The following is a 6,810-nucleotide window of genomic DNA, read 5'->3' as shown; positions in this document are numbered from 1 at the left end:
TGTTTTAATTGTTTGGTCACTTCGATACGTGTCGCCACTGACACCACGTCCTTGTTCATACTCGTCAGCGTAGAGGCATGCGATCAAAGTATGTGAGGCACGACTACCAGTGGTTAAATCTGAGGGGTTCAACTATGATTGATTGATTGATGCATTAACGTGTAGTGCATCCCCTCCCAATTGTCAAACAAGCACTCATAGCGGTGTTGGCCAAAAGAAAGAAATTGTCCATGACTTCCGCGACCACCTCTGTACTTAGAAGAATAACGGCGATTTTTGCGGTGCTCGCCGTTTTTTTCGGCATGATGGTTTCACAGCCTCCCGCAGCCGAAGCTGACACAGGGGCACCAGGGGCACCAGGGGCGCCACAGACGGCGAAGGTTGGGGACAGTACTGTCCAATACGAGCTCCGGCTTGTCAAAGATGGCGGCTCCGGCTGTATGATTACCGAGGCCAACGGCTATACCACTGGCGATAACACTGCGACTGACGGCAATATCTGTGCCGGGGACACTGCCGTTTACAACATCAGCCTTAATGTCAAAACAGCAGCTGACCCGGTGACTTTCACTCTCACGCCAGAGTGGCTGAGCGCCGAAGCTCGTGCGGCAGGTCTGCCAGAACCCAATAGAAAGCCAACGCTGAAGTTTATTCCGGCCTCCCTTGGTGGTGTCTCCAACACGGTCGATCGCAATGGCGTCATCACCGTAAAAGCAGGGCCGAACATCAACACGACGATCTCCTTCGAACTCACCGCTGAAACGATCCAATCACTGCAGCTGCAGGGCGGGACTAACCCCGAGGGCGCTTTCAACCTTGGACTCAAAGCAGCTTTGGAGGATGGTGCCGCATTGATCACGGCGGTGGCGGACAAAAAACTCAATGTGCTGATTGAGCCGCGTTACGACCAGCGCATTATCGATCCAGAGAGCTTCACGAATACAACTACCCGTGACGGTATTGAGTACATTGGCATCAGTGCTCGTGCCGGTCTGACTACGTACCCCGGCGATGGGACCGCCAGCCCCGCACCAAGCGGATTTGCCTCCACCAGGATCGGACGAATTTTCCCGGTAGACCCAAACACCATTAGCCGCTATACCCTGCAGATGCCGGCAAACGCACCGTTTGCAGCCCATGAGGTACTGGTGTCCTATGACGGCAGTGCGTGGAAGCCTGCTCAAGTGGACGCGCAAGGAAACCCGTACGTCGACGGTGTCTATAAGAACACCCTGCCAACCTTCCGCTTCCTCATTCCGGTTGCCGGTCTGCCCGAGGGCAAAACAACTTTTACCACTCGCATGGATGTGGTTGACGAAGATGGGAACCCCACGCGCGTCAAAGACAGCCGCGGGGTACCGTCGAACATGCCGAAAACGGCAGGCAAAGAGGCATTTGGCAACAACACTGCCGACCCCGGCGGTCTGACCGATTGCAGCGTGTCAACCAAGAACGAGGAACAGGGCCTGTTGGCCGGCAGATACTCTCCCAACAACAACTGCGCGAAGCAGACGGTGAACCTGACCAAATGGGAGTGCAAAGCTGCTGATGGGTGTCCATCGACCAAAGTGGACGCTGGGCATGCGCATGCGCAGACCACAGAAGGTCTGCTGGCTCGGTCAAGCGCAAACGTGAACCTCACTGTCACCCCTGTTGACGCTAAAGACAACCCCACCATCTGTTCGGTTTGGCAACCGGGAACACAGCGCGTCATCGATAGCGGCAACGCTTATATACCCACCGTTTTAGCGGGTACCCACCGAGTCGAAGAAGCCTTCCCCGACGCAAAGGTCTACATCACCAAGGCCGATAAAACCAACAACGGAGCCCCGGACTGTTCAGGCAATGAGGACTGGAAGGTATTCCATGACGGATCCGCCGGCGTCACAGGCAACACGTTCGCCGAACCCGGGAGCATGAGATCAACGGAGATCTCGGGAATTAAGATCGTCATTCCCGGGGAGAACGTCATCCAACAGCCGACAGTTTTCTCCTACCGCGCTAAAGTCGGCGATCCGCAGATCGTTTCAACGCTTCCCACCGTCAAAGCCGCCAACGGAAACGCACAGTATTTCAAAACCACGAACTACGGGCAGGTGTATTCGGGAAGTAAGAAGATCCGCGACCTGAAGGACGTGCTGCTTGCTGATACGCCCTCTGCGGGTATCCGCGATATCTGGGGCACACTGGACACCAGGCGGCTAGACACCATCGGTAAGCAGAACTACACGGTCACTACCTCGGGACAGGTAGAGGTTTATAACGGAACCCTTGGCGCAGTCAATTCGACGGACGCCGCGGGTAATCCCAATCGTGTGCACATGCGCATTTACCTGTCAAAGTGCCTAACCGCGGACCCGGAAACGCTGTCTGCCGGAATGACGTATCACCGAGGTACGATTTCCAATAACCCAAGGGACTGCGGACCGTCGACGGATAACTACATCGAGCGCACGTGGCTGCTGTCGGATCAGAAGAATGAGACTGGCAACCCCGATAACGACCCGTTCTTCCCCCCGAACTGGGCGACGGAAAATGCCGATTCCACCTTGGCGGCTTACAACCCGTGGGGCAGGCCCAGCACCCACCAAGCCCCTAAGTTCACGGTTGTTACTCCAGCCTGGGCAGCACCGGGACAAACCTTCGATATCGTTCACTCGTACCGGATCACGGGAACGCCAGAACTGGATTTGCCCGCGGCGTTGCAAAAGATGGGCCGAGGAGAAAACCAAGAGATCAAGATCAACTCTTCAAGGCATGCGGCTGCTTTCACTCCGGTCACAGAAGAACCCCAGAAATACAAGCCGCTGAATTCGATGGCGGGACTGACCACTCTGGTCGTGCCGAAAGTTGTGGCTTCTGGCCTGATGAAGTCCACCGGTGATGAACTCGTACCTCAAAACACCGCGTTCCAGCATTCACTGCAGCTGTATAACTACACAGACGCCCAGTTGGGGCACGTGCAGTACATCGATCTGCTGCCGTTTAACGGCGACTGGCGGGGTACAAAGTTCAGCGGTGAATACTGGTTACAGACTCTGCCGGAATATGTCGGCCCAGATGGCGGGGACACGGGGAAGATCTACTACACCTATGACGACCCAGGGACGGTCTCCCTTTGTCCGACGAACGCTGCTGGTGAAGAAGACCTCAACGCGTGTGCTAACTTCGCTCAGCGGGACATCGACAAAACACCGAGTGACACAAGCTGGAAGCCTTTAACGCAGGAGGTTATCGACGAACAGGCTAAACCGGGTGTCCCACATATCACGGCCTTGCGCTTTGACCGTCCGCTATTGGAAGCCAATACCTCGGAACAGTACCTTTTGAACTTCAATCCGGACGGTAACAAGAATGCCGACCGCTACGTCAACTCCACAGGAGCCGCGACAGTTCACGCAGTCGCCGGAAATTCTGCAGAATCAACTGGAGCGGGTGCACTGCCGATTCCTCAGCCTGCCCCAGTTGTCACGGACGTGTACGGCGCGCTCATCACCGGCAACGTCTACAGTGATGCCAACAAAGACGCTGCAAAGCAAGGCGAAGAGAAAAACCTCTCCGGCTATACTGTCACCCTTTATGCGGTGGACCCGGATGGCAACTTCAAATTGGATGACAACGGCAATCGTATTGTTGTCGACACCACGGCAACGGACGAGAGCGGCAACTACGCTTTCGACTCTGTCGAACGCGGAGATTACCGTGTAGTTGTCGAACCGTTCAACCACACCGATATCAATACCCAGGCTGGCAAGGGTACGTCCACAGAGGTAGGTTCGTGGACTTCGCAGACTATCTCTGTGAAAGCGCTCAGCCCGTCGAACAACGGCGGCAAACAAGAAACACACTCCAGCTACGACTTCGGTGTCTTCCAACCGGCTCCGAACATCACGCTGGCGAAGACGGTCAACGAAAAAGAATCCGACGAAGTCGGACTTGAAGGCTCAGCAGAGTTCGTGCTCTCCGGTGAAAACACCGGCAACGTTGACCTCGAAGACGTCAAGTTGGTCGACAACTGGGTGGAAGGCAAGGAGGCGTTGGAGCTGGCTTGCACCATCACTCCGAAAAACGGGGAAGACTACAGTGGTAATGCCACCGAGGATCTGCTCGCTGGTAAAGCCAAACTCGCTGTGGGTGATGCATACGAGTGCACCGGTTCCTACACGGTGACGCAGGAGGATCTGGACAACCAGGCTGAGCTGCCTAACAGTGCTGAAGTTACTGGCGGCTACCCGTACACCTCCGCCATCACTGGCGAAGACATGAACGAGAAGGTTTTGGCAAACAGCAAGGCCACGGTTACGGTGCCGAAAGCTGAACCAGCTGTGACTGTTGAGAAAACGGTCGACGGTGAGAAATCGGTCCAGAAAAAGGCGGGTGAAACGGCCACATGGACCATCCGTGCTCAGAACACTGGGAATGTCACGCTGCATAACGTCAAGCTCGTAGACACCTGGGCGGGGGGAGCGGTCAATCTCACGTGTAAGAGTGGCGAAGAAGAAATCGACGTTCTCGGTGGTACGGCAACGCTTCCGGTTGGGGCGGAATTCACTTGCGCGGGTGAAAGCGAAATCACGCAGGATCACGTTGATAGTGAGGAAGCTCTGCCGAACACCGTCACCCTCACCGGTACGACTCAGAAGGGTGATGGCGAGGATCCGGGCAGTGGCCAGGGCGATGTTGTTTCCGCTCAGGATACCGCCACTGTTGCAGTTCCTGTGGCTGAACCAATGTTGTCGCTGCAGAAGACTGTCACCAATTGGTCACAGGATGCTGATGTTCTGACCGCAGGTGACACGATTGAGTACAACTTCATTGTGACGAACACCGGAAACATCAGCATCAAAGACACCAAGATCGACGACCCGCAGGTCAGTAACCTCACGTGTGAGGGTGATGCGACTCTTGCTCCAGGTGAATCGTTAACTTGTACGGCGTCGCACGTCCTGACGGGTGCTGATGTGGATGACGGTCAGAAGACCTACGACAACACTGCAGTCGCAACGGGTGCCACCACAAAGGGCGATCCGCTTGAACCCGTTGAGGCCAGTGCTACGGTCAACGTCGGAAAGCCGAGTGTGTCAATTGAGAAGTCGGTTGATAATGAGGGTCCACACGCCGCTGGTGCGGAGGTGAAGTACACCTTCGTGGTCACCAACACCGGGACTACTCCGCTGAGCGGTATCGCTGTCGAAGACACCATGCTTGAGGAGCGCGGTGCTGTTATCGCATGGGATCCCATCGGTATCGTAGGCGTTCAAGGTGGACGTTTGATGCCCGGCGAGTCGATCACCGGCAGTGCAGTCGTCACCGTCACTCAGACTGATGTTGATGCTGGCGAAATCGTGAAGAACACGGTAAGCGTGTCAGCTTCCTACCACGACGACACTACGCCGAAGGATTCCGCGGAAGCTTCGTTTACTGTGTCGGAGAAGACTGGCCTTGAACTGGTGAAGTCGGTTGTTGACTGGAAGGTAGGCGATGAGCCATTCAGCGCAGGTGATACTGTGCAGTACTCATTCGCGGTGAAGAACAGCGGCGACCTTACGATCAACGAAGTTCAGATTAACGACCCCAAGATCACCGAGGTCACGTGTGACGCAACCTCGCTTGCTCCGGGCGAATCGACCAACTGCACGGGTGAATACCAAGTCACGAAAGATGACGCGAAGGTTGATGACGCAAAGCTGGAGAACACAGCCACGGCTTCTGCCAAGTCGGCAACCGGAACTGATGTGACTTCTGAGGAGTCGACTGCGACAGTGACAGTTGGAACTCCGACACTGGAAATCACCAAAACAGTTAAGGACAGCCAGAAGAGCTACCGTGCTGGCGACAGTGTGACTTATCAGTTCACCATCACGAACACGGGCAATACACCAGTGAACGGTGTTGTCGTTGATGACCCAATGCTGCAGGAACGTAACGCTCATGTGAAGTGCGACGGTATGTCGGAGGACGGAACACTGAGTGCTGGCGAATCGGCTGACTGTGAAGCGACAACTGTTATTACACAAGACGACTTTGACAGGGGTCAACCGCTGATCAACACCGCGAAGGCCGTAGGTTCCTATCACACGGTGACAGTGGAATCGAGTGAGGCTGCAGCAGAAGTTGTGATGGGTAAAGCTAGCCCGGCTATTCAGGTGACTAAAACCGTCAACGGTAAAAGCACCGTAAAACTTGGAGCCGGAGGCACGGCTGAATTCGAGATTACAGTGAGGAACACCGGTGACGTCACCCTCACAGATGTGGTACTGGCTGAAAACTGGGCAAAGAATGAGGCACTTGAACTGAGTTGCCGCCTCGGCGAAGCCGCTTCAGCATCGACGCTCAGTGATGACTTCGGCGCGGGGGGTAAGGCGGTTCTGGCGCCGGGTGCAATGGTCAACTGCATCGCTGAATACGTTGTGACCCAAGCGGACGTTGTTGCACAGGTCGATTTGCCGAACAGTGTGTCGGTTCAGGGTTCTGCCTCGCAGGTTGGTGGTTCTGACGCAACCATCACGGTCACCGATGATGATACTGCCACTATCCAGATACCAGCGGAATCAGGAGCTGAGACACCTGGCAAGCCAGACCAGCCTGAATCAGAGCGGCCTGGGGATCCACGGAACCCCGGCTGGCTACCGCGGACAGGTGCCGAGCTCACACTGCTCACCAGCATTGGACTGGCGCTGGCTGTAGGCGGCGGGTTGTTGGTACTGGGCGGACGCAGAAAACGCCGAAGGGGCTAACATATCGCCGGTCTGCTAAATGCACTGAGCGAACAAGCCACCGATGAGTGGAGGGGCCGGCAGCAAGAGAGGG

1 protein-coding gene is annotated in these 6,810 nt (G+C 55.7%); it reads left to right on the top strand.

All coding sequences use genetic code 11. The features are described 5' to 3' along the window. Positions 1-230: 230 nt before the first annotated feature. On the top strand, positions 231-6,737 hold the full coding sequence (locus tag ACFFFR_RS03925; protein WP_377458229.1) for a CLIPPER-2 domain-containing protein: 6,507 nt from the start codon (positions 231-233) through the stop codon (positions 6,735-6,737). Positions 6,738-6,810: the final 73 nt, after the last annotated feature.

Source organism: Micrococcoides hystricis, assembly GCF_042434215.1.
Taxonomy (GTDB): Bacteria; Actinomycetota; Actinomycetes; order Actinomycetales; family Micrococcaceae; genus Micrococcoides; species Micrococcoides hystricis.
Note: the sequence above shows the minus strand (reverse complement) of the source record. Positions and strands in the feature narration are given on the sequence as shown.